Origin of the sequence: Massilia sp. CFBP9026 (genome assembly GCF_034045165.1) — a bacterium.
Taxonomy (GTDB): Bacteria; Pseudomonadota; Gammaproteobacteria; order Burkholderiales; family Burkholderiaceae_D; genus Telluria; species Telluria arenae.
In genome coordinates this window covers 453,272-477,305 of record NZ_JAXCWH010000001.1, presented here as the reverse complement: position 1 = coordinate 477,305, position 24,034 = coordinate 453,272, and the positions used below count along the sequence as shown (strand labels likewise).

Annotated in this window: 20 protein-coding genes; 7 read left to right on the top strand and 13 right to left on the bottom strand. The window is 65.3% G+C overall.

Annotated features, from left to right (window positions below; genetic code table 11):
• Nucleotides 1-318 precede the first annotated feature (318 nt).
• Entirely contained in the window at nucleotides 319-1,293 is a 975-nt protein-coding gene (locus tag SOM28_RS02000; protein ID WP_123069244.1) for a hypothetical protein, read from the bottom strand.
• Nucleotides 1,294-1,717: 424 nt separating this feature from the next.
• On the opposite strand from SOM28_RS02000, the gene SOM28_RS01995 reads away from it, so the two are divergent.
• Nucleotides 1,718-2,029, top strand: a complete 312-nt coding sequence (locus SOM28_RS01995; protein ID WP_148043982.1) for a hypothetical protein — start codon at nucleotides 1,718-1,720, stop codon at nucleotides 2,027-2,029.
• A 119-nt stretch (nucleotides 2,030-2,148) separates the two neighbouring features.
• Here the strand turns inward: SOM28_RS01995 and SOM28_RS01990 are convergent, their stop codons facing one another.
• Both SOM28_RS01990 and SOM28_RS01985 read right to left on the bottom strand, forming a co-directional pair.
• Nucleotides 2,149-2,571: an acyl-CoA thioesterase gene (locus tag SOM28_RS01990; protein WP_320467012.1), complete on the bottom strand. Its 423-nt coding sequence runs from the start codon at nucleotides 2,569-2,571 to the stop codon at nucleotides 2,149-2,151.
• 24 nt (nucleotides 2,572-2,595) lie between these two features.
• Complete coding sequence (locus SOM28_RS01985) at nucleotides 2,596-3,372, bottom strand: SDR family oxidoreductase (RefSeq protein ID WP_123069242.1); 777 nt, start codon at nucleotides 3,370-3,372, stop codon at nucleotides 2,596-2,598.
• Between the two features lie 206 nt (nucleotides 3,373-3,578).
• Here SOM28_RS01985 and SOM28_RS01980 point away from each other — a divergent pair, with 206 nt between their 5' ends.
• Nucleotides 3,579-5,255: an electron transfer flavoprotein-ubiquinone oxidoreductase gene (locus SOM28_RS01980; protein WP_320467011.1), complete on the top strand. Its 1,677-nt coding sequence runs from the start codon at nucleotides 3,579-3,581 to the stop codon at nucleotides 5,253-5,255.
• A gap of 148 nt (nucleotides 5,256-5,403) precedes the next feature.
• On the top strand, nucleotides 5,404-5,787 hold the full coding sequence (locus SOM28_RS01975) for a hypothetical protein (RefSeq protein ID WP_320467010.1): 384 nt from the start codon (nucleotides 5,404-5,406) through the stop codon (nucleotides 5,785-5,787).
• 71 nt (nucleotides 5,788-5,858) lie between these two features.
• Here SOM28_RS01975 and SOM28_RS01970 read toward each other — a convergent pair whose 3' ends face one another.
• Both SOM28_RS01970 and SOM28_RS01965 read right to left on the bottom strand, forming a co-directional pair.
• Nucleotides 5,859-6,671 carry a transporter substrate-binding domain-containing protein gene (locus tag SOM28_RS01970; RefSeq protein ID WP_320467009.1) on the bottom strand — a complete coding sequence of 271 codons (813 nt, stop codon included), beginning with the start codon at nucleotides 6,669-6,671 and terminating at the stop codon, nucleotides 5,859-5,861.
• A 59-nt stretch (nucleotides 6,672-6,730) separates the two neighbouring features.
• Entirely contained in the window at nucleotides 6,731-7,843 is a 1,113-nt protein-coding gene (locus tag SOM28_RS01965) for a Gfo/Idh/MocA family protein (protein WP_123069238.1), read from the bottom strand.
• Nucleotides 7,844-8,000: 157 nt separating this feature from the next.
• On the opposite strand from SOM28_RS01965, the gene SOM28_RS01960 reads away from it, so the two are divergent.
• The gene (locus SOM28_RS01960; protein ID WP_320467008.1) at nucleotides 8,001-8,957 is read left to right on the top strand and encodes an SMP-30/gluconolactonase/LRE family protein; all 957 of its coding nucleotides are present in this window, start codon (nucleotides 8,001-8,003) and stop codon (nucleotides 8,955-8,957) included.
• Here SOM28_RS01960 and SOM28_RS01955 read toward each other — a convergent pair whose 3' ends face one another.
• A complete protein-coding gene (locus tag SOM28_RS01955; RefSeq protein WP_123069248.1) occupies nucleotides 8,958-9,359 on the bottom strand; it encodes a hypothetical protein in 402 nt (133 codons plus the stop codon). It abuts the gene before it with no gap.
• A gap of 129 nt (nucleotides 9,360-9,488) precedes the next feature.
• On the opposite strand from SOM28_RS01955, the gene SOM28_RS01950 reads away from it, so the two are divergent.
• The gene (locus SOM28_RS01950) at nucleotides 9,489-10,388 is read left to right on the top strand and encodes an alpha/beta hydrolase (protein ID WP_320467007.1); all 900 of its coding nucleotides are present in this window, start codon (nucleotides 9,489-9,491) and stop codon (nucleotides 10,386-10,388) included.
• Nucleotides 10,389-10,400: 12 nt separating this feature from the next.
• Here SOM28_RS01950 and SOM28_RS01945 read toward each other — a convergent pair whose 3' ends face one another.
• From SOM28_RS01945 to SOM28_RS01930, 4 genes are all read right to left on the bottom strand, one after another.
• Nucleotides 10,401-10,850 carry a metallophosphoesterase family protein gene (locus tag SOM28_RS01945; protein ID WP_229414912.1) on the bottom strand — a complete coding sequence of 150 codons (450 nt, stop codon included), beginning with the start codon at nucleotides 10,848-10,850 and terminating at the stop codon, nucleotides 10,401-10,403.
• Nucleotides 10,851-10,873: 23 nt separating this feature from the next.
• On the bottom strand, nucleotides 10,874-11,164 hold the full coding sequence (locus SOM28_RS01940; protein ID WP_221176154.1) for a DUF378 domain-containing protein: 291 nt from the start codon (nucleotides 11,162-11,164) through the stop codon (nucleotides 10,874-10,876).
• Between the two features lie 111 nt (nucleotides 11,165-11,275).
• Nucleotides 11,276-11,893: a YcbK family protein gene (locus SOM28_RS01935; RefSeq protein ID WP_123069233.1), complete on the bottom strand. Its 618-nt coding sequence runs from the start codon at nucleotides 11,891-11,893 to the stop codon at nucleotides 11,276-11,278.
• 127 nt (nucleotides 11,894-12,020) lie between these two features.
• Nucleotides 12,021-12,545 (bottom strand): GNAT family N-acetyltransferase, encoded by a 525-nt coding sequence (locus tag SOM28_RS01930; RefSeq protein ID WP_123069232.1) that lies wholly within the window; start codon nucleotides 12,543-12,545, stop codon nucleotides 12,021-12,023.
• 205 nt (nucleotides 12,546-12,750) lie between these two features.
• Here SOM28_RS01930 and SOM28_RS01925 point away from each other — a divergent pair, with 205 nt between their 5' ends.
• Together SOM28_RS01925 and SOM28_RS01920 are read left to right on the top strand one after the other, a co-directional pair.
• On the top strand, nucleotides 12,751-13,770 hold the full coding sequence (locus SOM28_RS01925; RefSeq protein WP_221176153.1) for a sulfate ABC transporter substrate-binding protein: 1,020 nt from the start codon (nucleotides 12,751-12,753) through the stop codon (nucleotides 13,768-13,770).
• Nucleotides 13,771-14,059: 289 nt separating this feature from the next.
• Nucleotides 14,060-15,010, top strand: a complete 951-nt coding sequence (locus SOM28_RS01920; protein WP_123069231.1) for a serine hydrolase — start codon at nucleotides 14,060-14,062, stop codon at nucleotides 15,008-15,010.
• A 50-nt stretch (nucleotides 15,011-15,060) separates the two neighbouring features.
• Here SOM28_RS01920 and recD read toward each other — a convergent pair whose 3' ends face one another.
• Genes recD through recC form a run of 3 tightly spaced genes read right to left on the bottom strand, consistent with a single transcriptional unit; the run spans nucleotide 15,061 to nucleotide 24,012 of the window.
• The gene (gene recD / locus SOM28_RS01915) at nucleotides 15,061-16,986 is read right to left on the bottom strand and encodes an exodeoxyribonuclease V subunit alpha (RefSeq protein WP_320467006.1); all 1,926 of its coding nucleotides are present in this window, start codon (nucleotides 16,984-16,986) and stop codon (nucleotides 15,061-15,063) included.
• A complete protein-coding gene (gene recB / locus SOM28_RS01910) occupies nucleotides 16,973-20,626 on the bottom strand; it encodes an exodeoxyribonuclease V subunit beta (protein ID WP_320467005.1) in 3,654 nt (1,217 codons plus the stop codon). Before recB ends, recD begins: the two co-directional genes overlap by 14 nt.
• Nucleotides 20,623-24,012 (bottom strand): exodeoxyribonuclease V subunit gamma, encoded by a 3,390-nt coding sequence (recC, locus tag SOM28_RS01905; protein ID WP_320467004.1) that lies wholly within the window; start codon nucleotides 24,010-24,012, stop codon nucleotides 20,623-20,625. Before recC ends, recB begins: the two co-directional genes overlap by 4 nt.
• Between the last annotated feature and the right edge of the window lie 22 nt (nucleotides 24,013-24,034).

The window sequence follows — 24,034 nt, the reverse complement described above, 5'->3', positions numbered from 1 at the left end:
TGAATTTACATTCAAATTCTATTTTTTCTGCGCTGGATCGGGCGTGATTAATATCAAACCATGCATGAGCAATAAACATTTACCGCTACCGAGCATGGCTTTACCATCCTCACTAAATTCACATTGACAAGATCGTCGAATAGCCCAAGCCCATTGGGCCAGATGTGTCATATTTCTCACGAAATACCTTGATAAATACTATAAGCCACCCACAGATTTCCTCCACCATTTATTATAATAATTCGACATTAGCATATTCGACGACAGAAAAAAAAACCGCCGCATTTTCATGCGGCGGCTCGTGGTCTAGCGAGGAACTTACGGTGCGATCGCAGGCGCCAGTGGCTGGCGCGGGGTGCCGCCGCCACCGATGCTGGTCGGGCTGTTGTTGTCGACCACGCTCAGTGCGCGCATGAGGCGCTGGATGTCACGCATCCAAGCGGTATTGCCCTGGACCTTCTGGTTCATGTCGAAGCCCCAATCGCGCTTGAACTCGGTGCGTTTCGAGCCGTCCGGACCGTCTTCGGCGCTGATATCGAAACCGGGCGCATAGGTGTCGTCGACGATGTAGGCGCCGTAGTTCTGCAGCGTCCACGCCAGTTGCTTGGCCGGCGTGGTTTCCAGGCCCAGCGACGTGATCGAGGTACTGCCAGGAATCGCCAGCAAGGCGCCCATCTTCATGGCGGTGTTGCCGTTCCCGGTGGCGCTGCCGTACCAGCCGACCGCATAGCTGTCCGAGGTCGTTGCCGGCCAACGCGAGCAAGCGCTGCGCGTCGTGCACCTGAACAGCGCTTCCTTGGCGTACACATTGACCTTGAGCGCATGGCGCGGACCGGTAGTGGTACCTGGACGCAACTCACCGAGGCGGATGCTGCCGCCGATGGCCGACAGGCCCGAGCCGCCGTGCGCCCCGGTGATGCCCGAACCGTACAGGTCGACGTTGGAGAACTTGGCGAATGATGTCGCCGGTCCGCCGGCGGTGCAGCGCGCCACCGGCTGGGTTTGCACCAGTGTGCGGCCATCCCTCATCAGGAACACGGCCGAGCTGTTCTTGTTGGTGTTGGGAATGACGTAATTGCTGGGCATCGGCACCTGGTACATCAGGCCGCCCGTTGCGCTGCAACGATTCCTGCCGGTCCAGGCGGCACTGCTGTAATTGATATTGACCAGCGGTGCGGTTGGCTTGAGGATGATTTTTTCATCGTCGATGCCGGGCATTTGCGCCCAAATATTATTGCCCGGCCGTGAATTCAGGTTGGCGCGCACGAACCGTGCACCGCTACCGATCGGCATATTCCAGATGCTGTTGCTGGCGAACGGTTGTTTGAGGGGATCTCGGCCACCCACCGCAGTCACGCTTGCCAGGGACTTGTTGCCAGTGGGTGCTTCAGTCGTCGCAGCGGCGTCGGTTGCGGCTGCGGGGGCGCCATTGGCGGACTGTCCATCCGCCGTGGCATCGGTAACGGGCGCATCCGCTGCGGTAGTGGCAGCGGTGTCAGGAGCATAATCGGCGGGACGAACTGGAGTTTCTACTTCAGCCAGGGAAAGGCTGGCCGGGTCAATCGAGGCTGGATCGCTGCCACCACAGGCGGCGAGTGCGGCAAACACAGGGGCGAGCACCATGAGTTTGGCTTTCGGTTGGAGTCGAGTGGAATTGTTCACAGAATCTTTCCTTACACAATGATGAAATGAGGTCGTTGGAGGATTCCAAAGGCCAATGAGTTCCATCACTTCAGGAAAATATTTTCTGCTGGCTATTTCATCAACTCAAATAAACAAAGATTTTTACCACTCAGAAATTGAACCAGGGATAAAAAATACGGAACCGGCATTATTCGATGCGCTCATGGAAACAGAGTTTCTACGCGACACGCTATCGTCAACACAGCATATAGACAGTTATTCACAGCCGCATTCGCCAATCGGCGATCATAAGATATCAAACAAATATCTGAACGACGCCATACCGTTCGTGAATGGCGAGCACAGCCATGGCATGCCATCGATGGCTGGCTGGAGAATGGGGTGAATACAGTTAATTACTGAGACAGCGGACCTTGTATCGTGGCGTTGCCACGACTGCGCGCGTGCGCAGCGGGAGTCGATGGAGCGAGGCAGCGCCGAGGCCGACGCGGCCCCGGCTTGCGATCACGAAGCGGTCGGCAGCCCGGCGCGCAGGGATTCCGGCAACGGCGCCGACTTGCCGAGCCTGAAATCGACCCACACCACCTTGGCGACGCCGTCGGCGTGCAGGTCGCCCGGTTCGCCGTCCGCCCCGACCAGGCGGATCTCGTGCGACACCTCGACGCTCGAGCGTCCCGGCGGCGCCACGAAGGTACGCACCTCGATCTCTCCCGGATAGGTCAATTGCTTGAGGAAATTCATCGACGCATTCACGATCACCGGCCCTTCGGCGCGTGAATCCAGCAGGCCGCCCACCTGTTCCAGCCAGGCGATGCGGGCCGACTCGATGTAGCGGAAATAATTCGTGTTATTGACATGCCCCATGGCGTCCATATCGCCCCAGCGAATCGGCATGCGCATGGTGTGAACCCACTTCTTGCTACTCATTCCCGGTCTCTGCTTCCAAAAAAATTACTGCGCCGTCATCCCGTCATCGGCCGTGATGATGGCGCCATTGATGAAATGGGCTTCTTCCGCCGCCAGCAGCAGCAAGAGCCCGTCGAGGTCTTCCGGCTTGCCCGGCCGCTTGCGCGGCAACATCTCGATCAGCTTGCGGCCCGGCTCGGTGTCGAAATAATCCTCGTTCGAATCGGTGGCGATGTAGCCGGGGCAGATCGCATTGACGTTGATCCCGTATTTGCCCCACTCCACCGCCATCGCCTTGGTCATCTGCACCACGCCGGCCTTGCTCATGCAGTACACGCCGATCTGCGGCAGCACCCGCAGGCCCGCGACCGAGGCGATGTTGACGATGCGGTGCTGCTTGCGCGGGTCACCCTTGGCGCGCGCAATCATCCGCTTGGCCGTCTGCTGGGCCATGAAGAAGGCGCCGCGCAGATTGGTGTCCATGATATAGCCATAGTCGTCTTCGCCGACATCCAGCAAACGCTGGGTTGTCGAGACGCCCGAGTTGTTGACCAGGATATCGATCGGCCCGGCCTCGGTCTCGGCGTGCGCGATCGCCGCCTTGATGCTGCCCAGGTCGGTCACGTCGAGACGCACCACGTGCGCTGCCCCGCCGTCGGCCTCGATCTCGGCGCGCAATTCCTTCAGGCGCTCGACCCGGCGCGAGGCCAGCACGACCTGGGCCCCGGCCCCGGCAAGCGCCTTCGCGAAGCGCGCGCCGAGTCCGCTCGACGCGCCGGTGACCATTGCAATCTTTCCTTCGAAATTGACTTCGATTCCCACGTCCCGCTCCCCAATGCTGTCGTGCTGGCCAAGAACCTGACTCGGCAGGTTCTGATTGCGAAAGCATCATGATCCCACAAATGTCCAGTATTAGATTGCCTCATCTAATATTGCCTTTACAATGGCGCGCAAGTTGCATTGAACAGCAAAAACCCGCACACTCGTGCTATTTTCAAGATTGCCTCATTAAGAGCACACTAACAACCATGACAGAGACAACCAACCTCCTCGAACAATACGGACCGCGCGAAGCCATGGAATACGACGTCGTGATCGTCGGCGGCGGCCCTGCCGGCCTGTCCGCGGCGATCCGGCTCAAGCAGCTGGCTGCGGAAAAAGGCCAGGAAGTATCGGTCTGCGTATTGGAAAAAGGCGGCGAGCTGGGCGCGCACATCCTGTCGGGCGCGGTGATGGATCCGCGTGCGCTGAACGAACTGATTCCTGACTGGAAAGAAAAAGGCGCGCCGCTGAACACGCAGGTGACCGAAGACCGCGTCATGTTCCTGACCGAGACCAAGTCGTTCTCGACGCCCGTGTTCGCCATTCCGCCGGCGCTGAAGAACCACGGCAACTACATCGTCTCGCTGGCCAACGTCGTGCGCTGGCTGGGCCAGCAGGCCGAAAGCCTGGGCGTGGAAATCTTCCCGGGCTTCCCGGCCGCCGAGATCCTGTACAACGAGGATGGCTCGGTCAAGGGCGTGGCCACCGGCAATATGGGCGTCAACCGCGAAGGCGGGCCGGGGGCGGACTTCCAGCTCGGCATGGAACTGCACGCCAAGTACACTTTCTTCGCCGAAGGTTCGCGCGGCCACCTGGGCCGCCAGCTGATGGCGAAATATGACCTGAACAAGGGCAAGGATCCGCAAACCTACGGCATCGGCATCAAGGAACTGTGGGAAATCGACCCTGCCAAGCACCAGCCGGGCCTGGTGATCCACACGGCCGGCTGGCCGCTGCCGAACGACACCTATGGCGGCTCCTTCCTGTACCACCTGGAAAACAACCTGGTCGCGGTCGGCTATGTGGTGGGGCTCGGTTACCAGAATCCCTATCTGTCGCCTTACGAGGAATTCCAGCGCTACAAGACCCACCCGGACATCCGCGGCTTCTTCGAAGGCGGCAAGCGCATCTCGTATGGAGCGCGCGCCATCACCGCCGGGGGTCTGCAATCCTTGCCGAAGACCGTCTTCCCGGGCGGCTGCCTGATCGGCTGCGACGCCGGATTCCTGAACACCAGCCGCATCAAGGGCAGCCACGCCGCGCTCAAGACCGGCATGCTGGCCGCCGAAGCGGCCTTCGCGGCGCTGGGCGAAGGCCGCTCGGCCGACGAGCTGGTCGCCTTCCCGGCCGCCTTCGAGAAATCGTGGCTGCATGAAGAGCTGCACATCGCGCGCAACTTCAAGCCGTGGATGAGCAAGGGCCTGGTGCTGGGAACGATCATGACGGGCATCGACCAGATCGTGTTCCGTGGCAAGGCGCCCTGGACCTTGCACCACCAGCACGCCGACCACGATGCTTTGCGCCCGGCGTCGCACTACAAGCCGATCGCCTATCCGAAGCCGGACGGCAAGCTGACCTTCGACAAGCTGTCGTCGGTGTTCATCTCGAACACCAACCACCGCGAGGACGAGCCGGTCCACCTGACGCTCAAGAACCCGAGCGTGCCGGTCGACGTCAACCTGGCCAAGTATGCGGGCCCGGAACAGCGTTACTGTCCGGCCGGGGTGTACGAGTTCGTCAAGCGCGAGGATGGCGGCGACCGCCTGCAGATCAATGCCCAGAACTGCGTGCACTGCAAGACCTGCGACATCAAGGATCCGACCCAGAACATCGTCTGGGTCGCACCGGAAGGCGGCGGCGGCCCCAACTATCCGAATATGTAAGGCGCCCAGTCCTAGCGTATTGCTGACTTCCCGTTTTACTGCTGACTTTGTCTGATAAATCCTACGAAGTCTCCACCAATACGCTGATTGGCGAGGTCCGCCATCGGCGTAGCATGGGTCTTCCAGACACCAGTGCTAGGAGACGAACATGGGTGAACACAAAGGTCATAGCGATAAAGCGCCGAATTACCCCGAGCTGGACGAGAAGGGATCGGCAGCAAGCCGCGCCGGGCAGAATGCCGGCAATCAACAGAGCGCCGGGAAGCAGCAAGACGCCGGCCAGCAGCGAGACAGCAGTATCCAGCAACAAGGTAAACAGCAAGATCCGCAACAGCGCCGCGGCAATCAGCAAAGCGCCGGCGGACAACGGCAGAACCAGCAACATGGCGGCCAGCATGCCTCGGGCGGAACCCCGGCTCTGGACGACCTGAACGCCGACCACGACAGCCGTCACCGTGGGTCGCCGGGCAACGCGTCCCGGCAAATGGACCAGACGAACGACTGGAACGGCAAGCAGGACAAGAACCGTTGACGTGGCACCGACCACGCATGGCGCGGCCCGCAACGCAGGCCGCGCCTGTTTTTTTTGTGCGCCGTCCTTCACTAGCGCGTGGCGCTGCTGGCGTCGATGCCGAACCACTTGATCGACAAGCGGCGCAGCGTGCCGTCGGCGCGCGCTGCATTGAGGATCTTGTCGACCGCCGCCTTGAATTGCGGATTGCCCTTGCGGATGGCGATGCCGATGCGCGCATCCCTGCCGACCCGTGGCCCGGCCTTGATCGGCAGTTCCGAATGCTTCAGCAGGTAGCTCACCATCAGGCTGTCGTCGAGCGAGGCGTCGATGCGGCCGAAGGCAAGGTCTTGCAGGTTCTCGGGCACGGCCGGGTAACTCCTGACCTCGATTCCCTTCACCTCTTTCGCCTGCTGCTCGAACACGCTGCCCTGGCGCACGCCCAGCTTGCGGCCCTTGAGGTCGGCCAGGCTGCGATAGGTGGCGCGCTCGTTCTTGCGCACGATGAGCTGGAAGCTCGAATAAGTGTAGGGCACCGAAAAGTCGAAGGCCTGCTCGCGCTCCGGCGTGATGATCACCTGGCTGATGGCGGCATCGACCTTGCCGGACGATACGGCTGGCAGGATGGCGCTCCATTCGGTGAAGACAAACTGTGGCTTGAGTTTCAGCCCGGCGGCCACCAGGCGCGCAACCTCGACGTCGTAGCCGGTCAGGTGGCCGCTTTTCGGATCCTTGAAATTAAAGGGCGGATAAGTACCCTCGACGGCGATGCGCAGGACGCCGCGCGCCCTGGCCTCGTTCATCAGGTCGGCGCCGTGCGCGACCGGCAGCAGGATGGCGACCAATGCCACCGCCACTCCCGCAACCATGCACCGCCGCCGCTCCTTCGTTACTACCTCATGCATCGAGTTTTATCCTGCACCACGGTCAAAGGCACTTTATAACCGAAAAATACCACGAATGCCTAGCCGCGCAGGACGATTCGTTTCTGTTCTCGCGCCGATCGATAAACAGCCTCGATGATGCGGATGTCGCGCAAGCCTTCCTCGCCGGGCACGATGGTCTCGCGGTTATCCTTCACGCATTGCGCCATATGGTCGAGCTGGCCTACCCACTGGTTCGCATACGGCCCCGGCGGCGGCGTGACCAGGGTCTTGTCGCTGCGCTCGCCGCCGACCCACATACGCTGGCCGCTGTAGGCGGTGGCAGGCTCGAGCTCGATCCGCCCCTTGTCGCCCATCAGCACGAACTGGTTGCGGTTGGCGCTGTACATCGACATGCACGAACCGATGACGCCGGACGGGAATTCGAGCTGGAAGTCGATCATGTCCTCGACCTCGCGGAAACGCGGGTCGCTGCGGTCGGTGGTTTCCTTGGCGAACACGGCGACCGGCTCCTCGCCCGTCATGTAGCGCGCCGCCTGCAGCGCGTAGATGCCGATGTCCATCAGCGAACCGCCGCCCGATTGCGCCTTCTTCATGCGCCAGGTATTCGGGTCGCGCGCAGTGAAACCGTGTTCGGAGCGGAAGTAGCGCAGCTTGCCGATGGCCCCGCTGCGCGCCAGGCGGATCGCCTCGACATTGTGCGGCTCGAAGCGCGAGCGATAGCCCAGCATCAGCTTCTTGCCGGCCTTGCGGCAGGCGGCGATCATCTGCTCGCATTCCGCCACGCTGATCGCCATCGGCTTCTCGCACATCACGTGCTTGCCGGCCTGGGCGGCGCGGATCGTGTACTCGGCATGCATGAAGACGGGCAGGCAGATGTAGACGATGTCGATGTCGGGGTTGTCGCGGATGCTGTCGAAGTTCTGGTAGTTGTAGATGCCGCGTTCGGGCACGCCGTGTTCGGCCGCCACCTTCTTCGCCTTGGCCGGATCGCCGCTGACCAGCGCCACCAGGCGGCTGTGCTGGCATTCCTTGAACTGGGGAATGATGCGGCCCAGTCCATAGCCGCCCAGGCCGACGACCGCATAGCCCAGCTTGCGCTCGGGATTGGCCCAGGCCGGCATGCCCACCGCGCCGGCCGCCAGCACACCACCCGCGGCCATGACCAGGCCGCGCCGATTCAGGTCGATCATTCAGGTCTCCTTGCAGAATGTTTTCATTCGAATACCGTGCCGGTCCGGCGGCGCGGGTTACCATCGCTGAGTAAGGATACAATTGATTCGATTGAAATGGTAGCGTTAACACATCACGCGCCACCCCTGGCATTCATTCATGAAGGAGACCACATTGATGACCCGATCCCGTCCATTCCACTCACCTCCCCTCGTGCGCGCCTTGCTCGCAGCCAGCGTGGCGCTCGCCCTGCCGGCAACCGCCATGGCCGCCAGTTGCAGCGGCAAGCCGCCGTCGGGCGAACTCAAGGCCGAAAGGATCGCCGCGATCAAGCCGTCGCGCAGCGAACCGGGCCTGTACGAGGGACCGGTATGGATCAGGGATGCGCTGTACTTCTCGGACTTCAGCTTCAGCGCAGGGTTTCCTTCGCGCGTGCGCAAGTTCTCGCCCGACGGCACGGTGAGCACGGCAATCGAGGATGCCGGCAGTAACGGCCTGGCGGTCGATGCCAATGGCGCGCTGGTCGCCGCCACCCACAAGTACAAGGCCATGTCGCGCTATGACATCGCGACGGGCCAGCGTGCCGACGTCGCCACGCGTTATCAGGGACAGGTCTTCAATTCGCCGAACGATATCGCGATCGCGGCCGACGGCGCCATCTACTTCACCGACCCGGATTACCAGAAGGCCGCGGCGCCCGGCGGCCAGCCGGTGACCGGCATCTACCGCATCGCGCCCGACGGCGCCGTGACGCTGGTCGACGGCACGCGCAAGAATCCGAACGGGATCGCGCTCTCGCTGAATGGCGACACCCTGTACGTGAACGCGAGCGACGGCGCGGTGCGCGCCTATCCGATCAAGGACGGCGTGCCGCAGGCGGGCCGCGATGTCATCCGCGGCATCGAGAATGGCGACGGCATGACGCTCGACTGCCACGGCAACCTGTACGTGACGGAACATGCACCGAAGCGCGTGCGCGTATTCACGCCGCAGGGCCGGGAATTGGCGACGATCCGGACCGACGCCAATGTCACCAACGTGGCCTTTGCCGGCGCCGACGGCAAGACCCTGTACATCACCGGCGCCGGCGCCGTGTGGCAGCTGCGGCTGGACGTGACCGGCCTGCCCTACTGATTACCAGACCCGCCGGCCGGCAGATCCAAAATTGTGGCCGCTCACCAGCGTCGTGCTCTGCACCAGCATCGACAGGCCAAGGATCAACTGCACCAGCCTGTCGTCCGGCAGCAGCCAGTAGTGGCCGCGCGGCTGCTCGGCGCCGGTGGCGGCCATGATCAGGGGCGCGATCCACCCGGCGTCGTCATCGACGTCGAGCACGATCGCGTCTTCCGTCGTCTGCATGTGCACCGTGCCGCCCTCGGCCAGCGTGAAACAGATGCCGACGCCGGTCTCTTGCGGACGGATCAGCTCCTGCATCGCGGCGTTGTGTTCGCCGATCCAGAGTTCGACGTCCTGCGGCGTCTCGAGGGGCGTCCAGGGGCGGGGTTTGAAGCGGGGTTGGTCGGACGGAAGAGTCATGTGCTGCATGGTTGAAGAAACGGCCCCTATCTTAAGGGATTTCCGGGGCCCGCGCCCGGTCCGGGGAGCGCTTTCCTGGCACAAGGAGCTGTGTGACAATGCTTGCACGACAACAACAAAGGTCTTCGCGTGAAAGCTCTCCTTGCCGCCTGTGTGTTTTCTCTCTCGACGCTCGCGTCCGCCGCTCCCGCCGCCCCACCACCCTACGTCCTGCCCAATACCGAAGTACGCGACGTCCGCGCCAGCACCCTGGGGCGCGACTACCAGGTCTTCGTCGCCCTGCCGGATTCGTATGCCACAAGCAAGCGTTCCTACCCGATCATGTTCGTCGTCGATGCCGACTATGCTTTCCCGGTGGTGCGCAATATCGCGTCGCGCCTGAGCAAGCATGCGGGCATGGAAGAAGCCATCGTCGTCGGCCTGTCGTATGCGAAAGGCGACGGCGCCGTCTTCAGCCGCCGTCGCGACTATACGCCGACCACCCCACGCAAGCATGCCTACCGCTCGGACAAACCGGGACAAGCGCCGGCTTTCGGCGAAGCGTCGGCCTATGGCCGCTACCTGACCGGCGAAGTCTTCCCCTTCATCGCCCGCCACTACCGCGCCGACATGAACCGCAAGATCTTTGTCGGCCACTCCTACGGCGGCCTGCTCGGCCTGCAGATGATGCTCGATGCGCCGCGCAGCTTCGAGCACTACATCCTCGGCAGTCCCTCGCTGTGGTTCGACGCCGGCATCATGTTCGAGCGCGAGCAAGCCTATGCCGCGCGCAACAAGGACTTGCCGGCCAGCGCGTTCTTCGGCATTGGTAGCCTGGAAACCCTAGCGCCCGGCAAGAAGCGCTCGCGTGCGGAAGAAGATGCCGACATGGTGGCCGACCTGCGTGAATTCGATGCGGCGCTCAAGAGCCGTGGCTACAAGCACCTGCGTACCGGCCTGAAAGTGTTCACCGACGAAGACCATGCCAGCGTGTTGCCGATGGTCGTCACCCACGGCCTGCGGGCCTACCTGGCAACGCAGAAGAAGTGAGGCGGCGCCGGCTTACGGTACGTCGAGCGTGACCAGCCGCACGTCCACCCGACCATCGTCGACCAGCAGTTCGCCGACCGACACCGGCAAGGTGAAACGGCGCCGTCCCGCGGCGCCCGGATTGACGTAGAGCACGCCGCTACGTTCTTCGCAGGCGGGCTTGTGCGAATGGCCGGTCACGACCACGCGCACGCCTTGCGCGACCGGATCGATGGCGAGTTCCTTGAGGTCGTGCAGCATATGGATGACGATGCCGCCGAGGTTCAGGGTGACGCTCTCGGGCAAGGCTTGCGCCCAGTCACCATGATCGTTATTGCCGCGTACGGCGGTCAATGGCGCCAGGCCGGCGAGCTGGTCGAGGAGGTCCGCGCCGACGATGTCGCCAGCGTGGAGGATGTGATCGCTGCCGCGCAGGAAATCGAGCGCCTGCGGCCGCAGCAGCCCGTGCGTGTCGGAAATCAAGCCAATGCGCACGGGCCGGACTCTCAGTGCCGCTTGCTGCTGGCCATCTTGGCCATGGTATAAATCGAGTACAGGGCGGCCAGGCCCACCACCACATACACGATGCGGGTCAGTGCGGTGGCGGGACCGAACAGCGTGGCAACCATGTCGACGTCGAACAGGCCGACCATGGCCCAGTTGAGGCCGCCAATGATCAGGAGCGCCATCGCGATATAGTCGATGGCGGACATGGCCGGGCGCTCGCGCGCATGAACGTTGACGCGGCGGTCGGGCATGGACCGGCGGTCCATGGTTGGTGCATTGATTGTTGCCATCACAGCCTCCTTGGAAAGACGTGGGACAGCCAGGGCGTCCTGCCCCGGCACTTGACAACAATACTATCCCAAGTTAACCGACACGTTCGCACGCATCGGCGGGATAGGAAATCACCCCTTCCAGGTACGTTCGAGGCCCGTATCCGCGTGAATCCAGCCGCCGCGCGGGCCGGAACGGTAGTAGTAGCCAACCCCACCACCGCGGAAGCTCTTGATCAGGCCGCCGAGCACTTCTTCGTTCAGGCCGGCGATGCGGATATCGGCCGCCTTGCCCACCATGTGCAGCGACTGGCGCGCGGCCGGGATGCCCGCTTCGCGCAGGCGCGCGTTGGATGCCGCCGAGCGGTAGCCGGACAGGATTTCGAGCGGCTGCAGCAAGCCGTAGCGGGCGATGAAGGCCTGGGTGCTCCACAACATCTCGAGCAGCTTGGGATCGATCTTGGCGGTGGCCTTGCCGTTCACGTCGCGCAGCAGGTGGCACAGCTGTTCGTAGGCGGAGTCGATCACTTCGCCATCCTTCCAGTACAGCACGCTGGCGCGTTCGCCGCTGGCCGGACGGGTCACGGACAGGGTGCGCGGCTTGACCCAGAAATCCAGGTCCAGCGCTTGCGAATCGAACAGGTCGGGAGGCGGTTGGAGGTCGGTGGCGGCGGCCGCCAGCGGCGCGCCGAGTGCGCCCAGCGCGGCCAGGCGGGCACTATGGTGAAGAAAATCTCTGCGTGAAGCCATGGGTGCGGATCCGTTACTCGACAATTGCGATAGTGCGTACTATAGCGTATCCGTCAAGCATGCAGAAGTGTTCACGAAGCGTGCAAATGTTATCGCTTTGTTGCACGTTGGCGCCAGGCTCAGGTATTTACTCGCCGCAGTTGCAGAAGCGCTTGCGCGTCGCCGGATCGCAGGCGCCGTCCAGGCGCTTCCATAGCAGGTCGCACTCGAGGCCGAAGCAGGCTTTTTCTTTGCCGGCATTGATGTAGCCGTGGCGCTCGAAGAACATGCTGGCGCCCGAGGGGCTGTGCAGGTGCAGCTTGCTGATGTTCCATTCTCTCGCCTGCTGCTCCACGGCATCGAGCAAGGCGCGGCCGACGCCGCAGCGCAAGGCGTCAGGCAACACGTAGCACAGCGCCACCTTGCCGGCCTGCGTCAACAGGGTCAGGCCGACCAGTTCGCCTTCGCTTTCGGCGACCACCGCATAATTGGTGGGCGAGGCAAACCAGGTGACGACGTTGGCCGGCGTCTTGTTGCCGAGCCAGGCATCAAGCACGCCGGGCTGGTCCTGGTGGTCGGCGCGGCAGCCCTCCTCGATCGAACGGCGCAGCAGATTGCAGGCAGCCGTTGCATCGTCAGGGACAGCCTTGCGGATTTCAATACGCGTGGACATCAATCATCTACTTGGAAACGGACATGAACGAACGATGACGCGGCATCGCACGGCCTCGACTATACACCGAAAGTAAGAGACCCTGCTGGCGACACGGTCAAACGCGTTCCCCATATAACCATATGACGAAACTATCGTTCCGTTCAGCGCGTGGATTAGGGAACATGCACTCTGTCACTAATATTTCCTTAAGCGAGAACACATAATGCGCGACACCACTCCGAACACGCTGCGCCGCTCGATCCTGGCCCTGACCCTGGCGCTCGGCAGCGCACTGCCCCTGCACGCCAGCGCGGCCGATGCCGAACTGCTGAACGTGTCCTACGACGTGGCGCGCGAGCTGTACAAGGAAGTCAATCCGGCCTTCATCGCTTCGTATAAGCAGCAGACCGGCCAGACCCTCACCATCAAACAATCGCATGGCGGCTCGAGCAAGCAGGCGCGCGCCGTCGCCGACGGCCTCGAGGCGTCGGTGGTGACCATGAACCAGGCCAACGACATCGACCTGCTGGTCGACCGCGGCCTGGTGGCAAAAGACTGGGCCAAGAAGTTCCCGAACAACGCCACCCCGTACTACTCGACCATGGTGTTCCTGGTGCGCAAGGGTAATCCAAAACAGGTGCGCGACTGGGCCGACCTGGCGCGTCCGGGCGTGGCCAGCATCATCCCGAATCCCAAGACCTCGGGCAATGGCCGCTACACCTATCTGGCAGCCTGGGGCTCGGTGATCAAGAAAGGCGGTAGCGAAGCGCAGGCGCGCGACCTGGTCGCCAAGATCTTCAAGAACGTGCCGATCCTGGACGGTGGCGGCCGCGCCGCGACCACCACCTTCACCCAGCGCCAGATCGGCGACGTGCTGGTGACTTTCGAGAACGAGGTCAGCATGGTGCGCCAGGAATTCGGTAACGATTTCGAAGTGATCTATCCGGCCAGCTCGATCCTGGCCGAATCGCCGGTGGCCGTGGTCGACAAGGTGGTCGACCGCCTCAAGGTACGCCAGCCGGCCACCGCCTACCTGAACTTCCTGTACACGCCGGCGGGTCAGGAAATCGGCGCCAAGCACTTCATGCGCGTGCGCTCGGAAACGGTCATGAAGAAGTATGCGGCCAACTACAAGCCGATCAGCCTGTTCACCGTGGACGAAGTCTTCGGCGGCTGGACCGCGGCCCAGAAGCGCCACTTCAACGATGGCGGCGAGTTCGACAAGATCTACCAGGCCAAGTAAATTCCGCCTGATACCGAACAGCCCTGCCCTGCGCAGGGCTGTTTTGCTTGAAATGCACAGGAATTAGTCACTCGACATTTCTATGTGACATGAGTTGTTAATCTCGCGAATCGCCAGCGTCACATTTCCGACAAAAAATGGCTTCCCATAGGGGAATTTGCTCGTGCGCCATAGACATGCAGCTGGGATGGATGATATTGTCCTTACTCTAGTTGCCCTAGAGATAGATGTTGATCCTGCGCCGCCCGGCGCCCCGACGTTCAACTTCAACCCAGATTTCATACAAATAATGATCAAGAAACTGTTCGCAACGGTCCTGATGACCTTTTCGGCTGCGGCATTCGCCGTGCCGTTCGGTTCGCAATCGGTGCTCGTGGTGGAAGACGACACCGGCAAGATCCTGCTCGAGAAAAATGCCGATGCAGTCGTACCGATTGCCTCGCTGACCAAGCTGATGACGGCGATGGTCGTGCTCGACGCCAAGCTCGACATGGACGAGATGATCGAGATCGACCGTGAAGACGTCGACCGCGTCAAGTTCAGCAGCTCGCGGGTGCCGGTCGGCGCCAGCATCGCACGCCGCGACGTGCTGCACCTGGCCCTGATGTCCTCGGATAACCGCGCCGCCGCCGCCCTCGCCCGCACCTTCCCGGGCGGCAAGGAAGGCTTCAAGGCCGCCGTGCGCCGCAAGATCCGCGCGCTGGGCATGGCCCATACCGAGATCGAAGAACCGACCGGCCTGTCTCCGCACAACCGCTCGACCGCGGCCGACCTGGTCAAGATGGCGTCGGCTTCGACCGGCTATCCGGAAATCGTGCACATGACCACCGAGACCCGCGAGATCATCGACATCAACGGCCGCGGCGTCGAATACCGCAATACCAACCGCCTGGTCGGCGCCAAGGGCTGGGACGTCGGCCTGTCCAAGACCGGCTTCACCAACGAAGCCGGCCGCTGCCTGATCATGAACATCACCGCCGCCGGCAAGAAGGCGACGCTGGTGCTCCTCAACGCCAACGCCTCGTCGGCGCGCGTCATGGATGCGCTCAACATCCGCCGCTTCATCACGGGCGACGAGCCGGTGGCGAGGGTCGCGCGCGCCGCGGGTGGCCCGCGCATCAAGGCCAGCGCCGGCAGCTCGAAGGCCAAGGCCCGCGCCAAGTCGAAGGGGTCGAAGGCGAAGGCGACCAAGAAGCGCACCTCGGCCAAGGTCAAGGCGACGCGCAAGCGCCGCGACTAAGAACACACCATGACAAAGGGGCCGCGAGGCCCCTTTTTTTCTTGCATCCTTCAGGCCACCAGCGCGCGCAAGCCGCTGGTGCGGTAGGTCCGGCTCGCGATCGCCTCGCGCAGCACCGCGCCGTTCGGCGTCACCAGCGTGAACACCTTGCTGGCGCGCGTGATGCCGGTGTAGACCAGCTCACGCGTGAGCACCGCATTGCTCTCGCGCGGCAGCGCCAGCACCGTGTGACGGAACTCCGAGCCCTGCGATTTATGCACGGTCATCGCGAACGCCGTCTCCACATTGCGCAGGCGCGACGCCAGCACGCTGCGCACCGCATCGCCTTCCAGGAAGTACACGCGCGGCGCGCCGGGACGCGCCGGGTCGGGCAGCGTCACGCCGATGTCGCCGTTGAATACGCCGGTCGCGTAATCGTTGCGGGTCACCATGACCGGGCGTCCCGCATACCATTCGGCGCCGTGGCGCAGCAGGCCCTGGACGGCCAGCCGCCTCTCGATCGCCTCGTTCAGGCCCGACACGCCCCACTCTCCCTCCCGCACCGCGCACAGGATGCGGAACGCCTCGAAGCGCTGCAATACCTGGCGCACCCAGTCCTCGTGCTCCCCTTGCGGCCCGGCGCGCAGCAGCTCCAGATAAGGCGCATAGCCGGCCTGCGCCAGTTGCAGGACGTGGGCCTGCTGCGCATGGTCGATCCAGCGCACCTCGTCGCCATCGGCGCGCAGGACCTCCTCGACGCGCGCCTCGTCGCCCGCGTTCACCGCCAGCGCCAGCTGCCCGATCGGACCGCCGAAACGGCGGCTGCGGCGCAGCATCACGGTCTGCTGGGCCAGCGGGCCGCCGCCGCCGTGGTAGGCATCGGGTATGGCTTCGCCGCTGGCGCGCCGGATATAGTCGACCGTCGCCGCATCGTAGTTGCCGAGGTGGGCGTCGTGGCACAGGTCGCCCAGCACGGCCCCCGCCTCCACCGACGCCAGCTGGTCCTTGTCGCCGAGCAGGATCAGGGTCGCACCAGGCGGCAACGCATCGAGCAGGCTGGCCATCATCTCGAGGTGCACCATCGAGGCTTCGTCGACGATCAGCACGTCGACTTCGAGCGGATTGCCGCGATTGTGGCGGAAGGCGCGGGTATCGGGCCGCGCCCCGAGCAGGCTGTGGAGCGTACGGGCCGCGCCCATGCGCTCCGTGAGCTTGCGCAGCGGCAGGTCGCCGCCGACGCGGTCGGCCAGCTCGCTCAAGGCCTTGTCGATCGACTGTTTCAGGCGCGCTGCGGCCTTGCCGGTCGGCGCTGCCAGGGCCACGCGCTGGCGGTCGGCATCCGGCGCGGTCGCGAACAGCAGCGCGAGCAGGCGCGCGACGGTATAGGTCTTGCCAGTGCCGGGGCCGCCGGTGATGATCGCGACCGAGCCGCGGAGCGCCACGGCGCAGGCCAGCTTTTGCCAGTCCGGCCCCTCGCCATCAGACTGGGAGACAAAAAGGCGGTCGAGCCAATCGCGCACCAGCGCTTCGTCGACCGCGTGCGCCGTGCCGGCCCGCTCGCGCACGCCGCGCGCCACCTGGGTCTCGTCGCGCCAGTAGCGGCGCAGGTAGAGCCGCTCGCCATCGAGCACCAGCGGCTGGTCATAGTCCAGCTCGCTGCGGTCCCACACCTGTTCGCAGCCTGCAAGCAGCTTGCGCCAGCCGGCCGCACCCTTGGGCAGCGGCGCGGCGCTCGCCGCAAGCTGGGCCCACTGTTCCTCGTCCCAGCCCAGCAGCCCGGCCGGGCCGGCGGCCAGGTCGGCAAGCTGCAGGCAGCTGTGGCCGCGGCCTTCGAGCTCGGACAGCACGGCTGCCGCCAGCACCAGCGGCGGCGACGCACTCCCCAGGCCGGCGACGAAGCGCGCGAAGGCGCTCGACAGGCGGCGCAGCTCGCCCGCTTCGCTCAAGCGGCCGATCTCGGCCCACAGGGCGTCGATATTCGGTTCAACCTTCGGCATACTGTTCCTTGTCCAGCAATCGTTCGAGTTCGTCCAGCAAATCCAGGTCGGGCGCCAGCACGCAGCAACCGCGCGTGTCGGGGTTGGCGATCCCGCGCAGGAACATGAACACCGCGCCGCCCAGCTGGTACTCGGGTTCGTAGGCAGCGCCCAGGCGCGACCGCAGCAGGCGGTGCAGCGCCAGCAGGTAGATGCTGCCCTGGATCTCGTAGCGGTGCTCGGCCATCCCGGCCTCCATCGCGGCACGGGTATAGGCGGCATCGCCCGGTCCCAGCGCGTTGGACTTGTAGTCGAGCACCCAGTAGCGGCCCTGGTGCTCGAACACCAGGTCGGCAAAGCCCTTCAGCATGCCGTGCAATACCCGGTCGGGCAACACCGGCCGCTCGACCCCACCCAGCAGGCGGGTGCGGCACAGCGCGTCGAGCGCGGCCAGGTCGAGGTACTGACTGGGGAACCAGAACTCCATCTCGGGCAACACCCCCTTCAAGTCGCGCAGGGCGGCATTCAGGGGCGGCAGCGGGGTGTCGACGATCGCGCGCAACCAGGCCAGCGCGTCGTCCAGGCGGTTGCCCCAGCCCTGGCGCTCGATATGCCTGACCAGGCGCGCCTGGCAATCCGCATCGTCCAGGCAATCGAAACCTTCGCGCGCCAGCCATTCGAGCTGCTCGTGCATGAAGTTGCCGGGCACCGAACCGCGCGGGAAACGGTGCCACGGCGCGTCCTCGATGCGCGGCGGCGTGACCACCTGCGGCGCTTCCTCCAGCAAGGTCTGCTCCTGGGCGCGCATCGGCGTCGGCGGCGCCACCGCGTGGCGGGTCATCGAGGTGAACGAGCCGACCGACCAGTCGCGCTCGAAGTCGGCGCTGTAGGCCGGGATCCGCACCAGGTCGGGCATGGCATCCTGGCGTGACAGCAGCGTGACGCCGTCGCCCGGCGCCAGCTCATGCACCACGATGCCGTCGACATCCCCGCGCAAGGTAGCGACGTGCGCGGACAGCTCGTCCGCCGCCATCCGTTCGCCGCCGCGCAGCAGGTAGCCGAGCGCCGTCTCGTGAAGGCGGTTGCTCTTCTCGTTGCCGTGCATGACGCCGGCCGCGCCCAGCCACAGGAAATGACGGGCACGGGTCAGCGCGACGTACAGCAGGCGCAGTTCTTCTTCCAGGCGGGCGCGGTCGACCGCTTCCAGCGAAGCATCGCTGCGCGCGAAATCGATACAACGCTCGCCATCGGCGTCGATGTAGTTGAAGAAAGGATCCTTGCGCGTAGTCTGGAACATGGTGACGCCAAACGGCAGGTACACGAGCGGGTACTCCAGACCTTTGGATTTGTGCACCGTGACCACCTTCACCAGCTGGTCATCGCTCTCCAGGCGTACGACGCGCTCGTCGCCGGCGCCGTCTTCGGCCTCGATCTGTTCCGCCAGCCAGCGCACCAGGGCCTGCTCTCCCTCGAGCTGGCCGCTGGCTTCCTGCAACAGCTCGGCCAGGTGCAGCAGGTTGGTCAGCGACCGTTCGCCGCCCGCCTCGTTCAGCAGGCGGGCCGGCAGCCCGAGCTGGTGGATGAAACGGCGCAGCATGGCCAGCACACCCTGGCGCTGCCAGATGCCATGCAGGCCCTTGAGCTGCTCGATGCGCGCTTCCCATTCGAGCTCGTCGACCGACAGGCGCGCGAGCAGCGCCAGTTCGAGTCCCGCCGAGCGCGTGGCGAAGGCGGCCCGCGCGAGGGCGCCGTCGAGCGGCGCGGCCACCGCCCGCAGCCAGCGCAGCACATCATGCGCCTCGTCGCTGTGCAGCACGGAATCCTTGTCCGACAGGTAGACGCTCTTGACCCCGCGCCGCGCCAGGGCCTTGCGCACCGTCGCCGCCTCGGTGCCGCTGCGCACCAGGATCGCGATGTCGGCCGGCTGCAGGCGTTCGAAGACGGCCTTGCCATCCTTCTCGTCCTCGAAGCCGACCTGTTCGTCGTTCAGCAGGCCCACGATGTGCTCGGCGCAGTGATGCGCGAAGAATGTGCGGTAGGCCTCGGCCTTCATGTCTTCCTGGCCGTTCAGGCACATCGCCAGCGCCTGGTAGGGCTCGCAGACCCCGACCAGCCTGCGCCGGTGGTCGTTGGCCTTCACCGGCTCGAACGGCAGCGGATTGAGCTCGCCCTTGCGGAAGCGGAATGCGCCGGCCGCATGGCCGGGATGCACCTTGCTCTCCTCGGCGAAGGCGAACACGCGGTTGACCGCCGCCACCAGCGCGGCGCTGGAGCGGAAGTTGGTGCCCAGCTTGTAATGGCGGCCGGTGGTGGCCAGGCGCGCAGCGAGGTAGCTGTTGATGTCGGCGCCGCGGAAGCCGTAGATCGATTGCTTGGGGTCGCCGATCAGGAACAGGCCGCGCTGCGGATCGTTGTCCTCGACCCGGTACAGCAGGTCGAAGATGCGATACTGGTCGGGCGACGTGTCCTGGAACTCGTCGACCATCGCCACCGGGTACTGGTCGACGATGCGGCGCCGCAACGCTTCGCCGTTCTCGCCTTCCAGCGCCGCCTTCAGCCGGTCCAGCATGTCGGCAAAGCCGAACTGGCGGTTGCGGCGCTTGAGTTCCTGCATGCGCTGGCCGATATGAAAGGCTGCGTGGGCCAGCATCGCATGCGACACCGGCGCGAGGGCCTCCAGCGCGCGCTGCAACTCCTCGGTCGCGTCGAAACAGGCCGGCACATCGGGGACGTAGCCATCCTTCCCGGCGGCGCGGATGCCGTCCGGCGTCAGCCGCTCCCAGCCCTTGAGCAAGTCCGGCTTGCGCGCCTGCGGATCGTTGACCCAGCCGCGCAGCTTGGCGAACCAGCCGGCGACATGGTTGCTTGCGTACATGCTGCCATTGAACTTGCGGCCCGCATTGGCCCTCTGGTCGGCGATCCACGCCTCCATCAGGGCGGCGCGCTCGCTCCAGCCTTCCTTCAGGCCCGCCAGCGCGTCGGCGTCCGCGCGCGCCAGGCGCGCCACCATCGGACCGAGCGCGCCGGCATCTGCATCGAGCAGCGAAGCCAGCGCAACCAGCTTGCGCACCTTCTTCTTGAGCGTGCCGACATCCTTCCAGCTGTCCAGCACCAGCGACAGCTGTTCGGCGCCGAGCGGATAGACGTGCTGGCGCCAATAGTCGTTGGCGGCGTCCTCGAACAGCATGTCCTCGCTGCTGACCAGCTCTTCGTCGAACAGGCTGCCGCTGTCGAAGGCGTGCTCGCGCAGCATGCGCTGGCACCAGGCGTCGATGGTGAAGATCGCCGCCTCGTCCATGGTTTCGGCAGCCAGCATCAGGCGGTGCGCCGCGACGTCGCGCGCGCCCTGGTCGGGATAGTCTGCGGCAAGCTGCGCCAGGTAGGGGTCGTCCTGCGCCTCCTGGCCGCGGAAGTAGCCGGCGGCCTGCACCAGCCGCTCGCGCACCCGGTTCGACAATTCGCGGGTAGCGGCGCGGGTGAAGGTCATCACCAGGATCTCGGCCGGCAGCAAGGGCCGCGAGAAGGCGTCGGGGCCGCCATGTCCGAGCACCAGGCGCACATAGAGCGCGGCGATGGTCCAGGTCTTGCCGGTGCCGGCCGAGGCCTCGATCAGGCGCGAACCGTGCAGGGGAAACACCAAGGGTACGAGATCCTGGCTCATTGGGCCGACTCCTGCAAGGGGGTAACCGTTACCGCTTCGGCGAACCAGCGCGCCAGCGGTCCGTACAATTCGTGGGCGACATCCGGCCAGCCGCCGGCCGCGCGCAGGGCGTCGAAATCGGGCCACAGCCGGGCCAGGCACACGTCCCTGACCTCGCCCCGGACATCGTCGCTGCCCTCGTACACCTGGCGCGGCTTGCCGCCGGCCAGCTCGGCCAGCGCCGTGCGGCAGGCCACCGGCAGCGGTTGGTCGAGATTGGCGCGCCACAGGCGCGCCAGGTCGCGCAAGGCCTGCAGCGAGTCGTCCGGATCCAGCGGCGCCATCTCGAACTTGGCGTCACGCGCCACCAGGATGCCGGCCACCGGACTGCCGACGGCGGCGCTGGCCAGCTGGCGCAGCCAGAATGGCGCCAGCTTGTCGGCGCGTGGTTTGCCGTCCTTGCCGAGCACCTGCGACGCCGTCTGCAGCAGCCATGCGGTCTGCCCGTCGCCGCTGTGCAGGCGGTCGATCCAGTCATCGAGCCGCAGGCCGTCGAGGTCGAGCGACACCGCCAGCTTGGGCGCCGCTTCGGGGAACCGCGCGCCAACGCGCAGCCATTCGGAACGCACCGGCGCCAGGCCCCCGACCAGTTCGTCCTGCAGCATGCGGCCCACCAGGCCGATCGGCAGCATGCCGGCGCGCGCCAGGCGCGCGGCGCGCACTTCGAGCGTGGCGCGCACCTCATCGAGCGCTTCCGGTTCGCCACTGTCGTCCAGCAGCCGGTCGTTCACCTGCCAGCGCTCCAGCGCGTCGAGCGCGAACGGCTCGTCGTCATCGCCCACCTGGCTGTCGCGGTCGAACACGACGCCCATGCGGCGCTTGAAGAAATACGTCGCCGGCTGGCGCAGGAATCCATCCAGGTCGGCCAGCTTGAGCACCGTGTTCGTATCCAGCTGGTAGGGGGGCAAGGGATCGGCCACGCCCGCGCCGTCGCCGCCGTGGGCGGCGCGCCATTCGCCGGCGTAGGTGAGTAAGCCGCCCTCCTCGAAATAACGGCGGCTGAACGGCTGCAGCGCGTGCTCGGTCGTGAGCTGGCCCAGGTTCTTCATGGCCCAGCCGGCTTTCAGGTAGTCGCGCAGCTGCGACACCAGCACCGATGGCGGCTGCTCGCTGTTGTCGCGCACGTTGCGGCCGACCCAGCTCACATAGAACTTGTCGCGCGCCGCCAGCAGCGCCTCGAGCATCAGGTAGCGGTCGTCGTCGCGGCGCGAGCGGTCGCCGGGGCGCGCCATGCCGGGCAGCGCGAGCAGGTCGAAGTCCGACTGGCGCGCGCGGCGCGGGAAATCGCCGTCATTCATGCCGAGCAGGCACACCACGCGGAACGGCACCGCACGCATCGGCATCAGGGTGCAGAAGGTCACGCCGCCCGACACGAACTGGTGATTCAGGGTCGGCTGGTCCAGTTCGTTGAGCCAGGCTTCGCGCAGCACCGCCAGGGGCACCGGTTCGTCGAAGCCCGCGGCATCGCACGTCTCGAGCCAGCACTGCAGGCCCTCGTCCAGGCTGGCCAGGGTCAGGCGGTCGTCCTCGCCGATGGCGGCATAGAAGCACGACAGCATCTCGCGCGCGGCCTCGCCCCACGCGGCCGGCGTGCGCGGCGTATCGAGCCGGGCGCGCCAGGTCAGCAGGCAGTCGACCAGTTGGGCCAGCGAGCCGGCCAGCGCGGCGTCCAGCCCGCCCACCTCCGCGTACGGTTCGATGTCGGCGAAGCTGGCGCCGGCGCCGCTGGCATAGCCGAGCAGCATGCGCCGCACGCCGAAGATCCAGGCATTCTGCTCCCCTGCCATGCCCAGCCCCAGACCGGCGCGGTGTTCGTGGTCCAGGCCCCAGCGCACGCCGGCGCCCTCGATCCAGCGGCCCAGGACCGGCAGGTCATCGTCGGCCAGGCCGAAGCGGCGCGCCACGGCCGGCACGTCCAGCAGGTCGCGCACCTCGCTCTGGCGGCAGCGCTGCTGCGGCAGGCGCAGCAGCCATTCGAGCGAGACCAGCAGCGGATCGACGCTGCGGTCGCGCACGTCGCCGATCTCGAACGGAATGTGGCGCGGTTCCTTGTGCCGGTACTGGCCGAACACGGCGTGGATCGCCGGCGAGAAGGCATCGATGTCGGGCACCATCACCACCACGTCGCGCGGCCGCAGGCTCGGGTCTTGCGCGAACCACGACAGCAGCTGGTCGTGCAGCACCTCGACCTCGCGCTGCACGCTGTGCGTCACGTGGAACTCGATCGACCGGTCATCGGGCATCGGCGATACCTTCGGATGCTCGGACAGCGGCAACAGGTCGCGCACCGCGGCCTGGGCCTGGGCCAGCAGGGTCGCGCCATCGTCGTCGGCGAACAGGTCGACCTTCAGCGGCGCCGTTTCCTCTTCGGTACGGTCCTGGTTGTCGAATTCGTCCAGCATGCGCACGAAATCGCGGCCCTGCCGGCCCCAGCTCGCCAGCAGCGGATGGCTGTGGGCGTGCAGTTCCTCGATCGGATAGGCGCCGAGGTCGACGCCGTTGCGCTGGGGCTGGCGGCGGCGCGCCGCCCTGAGCAGGTCGCGGCCCTCGATGATGTCGCCCCAGTAGAAGCGGCACGGGTTCGGCACCGCGAACAGCACTTGCGTATGGCGCGCAAGCGCCGCGATCGCTTGCAGGGTCTGGTAAGGCAGTGTCGACATCCCGAACAGCACCACCCGGCGCGGCAGGCGGCTGGCGGGCGTCTCGCCGGCCTCGATTGCGGCCAAAAATTGCTGATGGATGGTGGCGCGCCCGCTATCGCGCTGCGACTCTTCCAGGCTGGCGTGCACGGCGCGCCACAGGCAGGCCTGCCAACGCTGGTCCGGGGCCAGCGGCAGCGGCTCGCCGGCGGCACGACGCAGCACGTCGCGGCCCGCGGCCCAATCGGCCAGCCAGTCGGCGCGATAAACCTGGTACTGGTCGTACAAGTCGGCCACTCGTTCGGCCAGCTGCAGGCGGCGCTCGGCGTCGCCGTCGGCCAGGAAGCGCGCCAGCGGCTCGTAGCCATCCTCTTGCAGCAAGGTCGGCAACAGGCGCATCAGCCGCCAGGTCAACGGATCCTTGTCGAACGGGGCCCGGGTCGGCACCCGTGCGCGGCCCAGCATGTCGCGATAGGCTTCCCACATGAAGCGCGCCGGCAGCGCCACCCGGGTCGCGGCGCACACGCCGAGCTCCTCGGCCAGCGCGATCTTGAGCCATTCGGCCACCCCGTTCGATTGCACGAGGAAGATCTCGTCTTCCAGAGGCCCCAGCGGATGGTTGCGCAGCCAGTCGAACACGGCGCTGCGAAGCAGCTCCATCTGGTTACCGTGGAGGATGATTAAGCCGGGAGTGATCGTGGAAGACATGCATGTGGCTCGAACGGTCGGG